At 46.0% G+C, this 2,871-nt stretch carries 2 protein-coding genes; both read left to right on the top strand.

Features of this window, described 5'->3' with window-relative positions:
• On the top strand, positions 1-1,957 hold a 1,957-nt coding region (locus CAG69_RS04100), incomplete at its 5' end, for a fimbrial protein (RefSeq protein WP_237668032.1).
• A 52-nt stretch (positions 1,958-2,009) separates the two neighbouring features.
• The coding region (locus tag CAG69_RS04095; protein ID WP_161442844.1) for an OmpA family protein at positions 2,010-2,871 on the top strand (862 nt) is incomplete at its 3' end.

The following is a 2,871-nucleotide window of genomic DNA, read 5'->3' as shown; positions in this document are numbered from 1 at the left end:
ATACTTTTTGAGAATGTCTATGAAAATTAATAATCGTTATAAGGCATCGTTGCTAATCGCAATGACGCTAATATTTCAATCTCAAACCACGTTCGCGTTGGAAAATAATCAATCTAAGCTGGAACAACTTCAGAAACGATATCAAACGTTAAGTAAAGACGACAAACAGCAATTAAAGAAAAGGCTGGAATCCCTGACGCCAGAGCAAAAGAAAAAGCTGCGTCACAAAGTGGTAGAGGAGTTACGTACACTGCCTGAAGAAGATAAAGCTCGCCTTAAAAAAGCACTTGGTCAAAGCATCAGCGATAAACGTCAGGCACTGCGTGAATGGGCAGCAAGCTTAACGGTGGAACAAAAGATCGAGTTCCGGCAACGCTTGATCGATATGGTTCAAAATAAAATTCGTTCTCTTAGCCCTCAGGAGCGTCAAAAGCTGTATACGCAACTAAAAAATGCGCCCAATGAGGAAGCGCAGTTTCGTATTCTAGGCGATTTGCTAGGTGGCCCACGTGGCATTTTAGGGGACTTAGGTGACTTAGTCGGTGGGATTCTAGGTGGCGTTTTGGGTGGGTTAGGTAACATTCTGGGTGAAATTGCCCAAGCATTAGGCGTGACCGTTACAGATTTGTTAAATGGTATCGGAGATGGTTTAGGCTACTTGGGTGATGCATTAGGCGATAATGTTGTCGGTGGCTTGGTCGGAGGATTAGGCAGCTTGGTCAACGGCATTAACGAGATCCTCTTTGGTGGGAATAAGCTCTATATGCCGCTACTGCTGACCAGTCCCGATGGTGCGGATTGTCGCAACCACAATACATCTGGCAGTAGAGTGGGCTGGACATCCGGTGTGACTCAGGCCTGCACAACTCAAAGTACACAAACGGCGTTTTACACACCAAAACCAGAATGGGCTGAGTACATGATTAAGTCCCAAGGTGTGGGGATAGAAATGCAATGCTCAGAAGATATGGGATGGAAGCCGCTTGCGATTGATGGCACGCAATATTGTTACAACAAACTGCTGGTGCCAGAGGCGGCGGTACGAGCAGAAGTCACGTTCCGAGGCCATGTGTTCAGTCCTGAACAAGGAAAAGTGGACAACATTAACTTTGGTGAGTTCTTGAGTGTTTGTGCAGACGGAGGGCTTTTAACTGTTGCGCATCAAGTTGGTGATGGCCCGCTGGTTACTGACGGCAGCCGAACGTGTAAAGATGAAAATACACGTAAAAAGCCAAAAGGTACGGGGCTATATAAAGGGACGTTACCCGTAGATGTCAATATCACCTGGAAGAAAGTGCCTGGAGCAAAAGCGTCAGCTCCGCGCAATGTAATAGACAGCATTCGTAATAACTTGTACCCGTTTAAGTTTGTGTATCACGACAACGGGAAAACGGTTGGCAGCGGTGACGGTGGCACGCATTTGGTGCATATGCTGAGCTCACCTGCGGCGAGAAACTACATTGTCACTAACTTTGGGGGCTGGACCGCATCTTGTGAAATTACCCAACCGACACAAACCGTCGATCTTGGTACTGTGCACACCAAAGAGTTTTCAACAACAGGCCCTTTGCCTTCAACCACCAAACCATTTGAAATCGGTATGGATTGCACCGGAGTCAGTGGGACATACAAACCGACGGTGAAGTTCTCCACGTCAGGAGCAACTGCTTTCGATATGTATGACGGCAAACCTCATGGCTTATTGCTGAATCAAAACGACGGCGCAAATGCCGCTGACAATGTTGCGGTTTCTGTTGTTATTGATGGGAAAGACGGGGTGACTCCTGTACCGACTTTTAACTCGCCAATTTCAGGGCTGTTTAGTTTTGATTTGTCGGCGGATGCCAAACCTAAAATGCAGTTTTGGGCGTCCTTTTTCAAACCTGCTTACCCGGGCGGCGCAATTAAGCCCGGCAAGTTTGATGCACAGATGACAGTCGAACTTATCTATCCATAATCACGACGACACCTCCTGAGGGAGGTGTCTATTTTTCTAACAGGTATAAAGTATGACAAAACACAGCATGGCGTTGCTTGTTGCTCTGATGGCAAACAATGTGATGGCAAAAGATGACACCGCTTCTCTTTTTGATGATCTATTTGTGGGCGTAAAAAGTGGTTATCAGATTTTGGATGATGACCAGTCGCATCAAATTCGCCCTAATGCCTACAACCTAGGCGTCTTTACGGGCTTTCAGCTTACCGACAATGTAAGTTGGGATATCGGTTATCATTATTGGGGCGATGCGCAATTGGATGAGAGAGAGTATTCTGTTGATATTCTCGAAACCGGCCTTCGTTATGATCACTACATTACTCAAAACACCAGCTTGTTTGCACGTGCTGGCTTAGGGTATGCGTGGACAGAAACAAGTGGTGCCATCTCAGGTTCAAGTCGCTCATCAAATATCGTGCCTTTAATTGAAGTCGGTGGACATTACTGGCTGTCCAAAAATTGGTCAACAGGTGTCAGCTACCAATACACCAGAGGAGTTGAAGCGGCTCCTAGCTTAGATATCGACGCACACAGCATCAATTTGTCATTAACTTATGGGTTTGATAACAACAAGAAAGTGGCGTCATATGCATTGGCGCAACACGAAGAACAAGTGTTGCCTCATAGTTATGTCTTCGTTGAACTGCATGAAGATACCGTTTTCGATTTGGACAGCGCGCAACTGACAGATCAGGGCAAAGAGACCATTCGCGATTTTGTTAGCAGAATGCCGAAAAAACAGGGTATGGTAATCAGTGTTATTGGACACACTGATAATTCTGGCAGTGAAGAGTACAACCAAACACTGTCTGAGCGACGCGCTCTGGCTGTCAAAACGTACATGGTTGAGCTAGGCTTAGATGAGAGTTTAATTA

It is taken from the genome of Vibrio sp. V43_P6S15P86 (assembly GCF_009904725.1).
Classification (GTDB): domain Bacteria; phylum Pseudomonadota; class Gammaproteobacteria; order Enterobacterales; family Vibrionaceae; genus Vibrio; species Vibrio diabolicus.
Note: the sequence above shows the minus strand (reverse complement) of the source record. Positions and strands in the feature narration are given on the sequence as shown.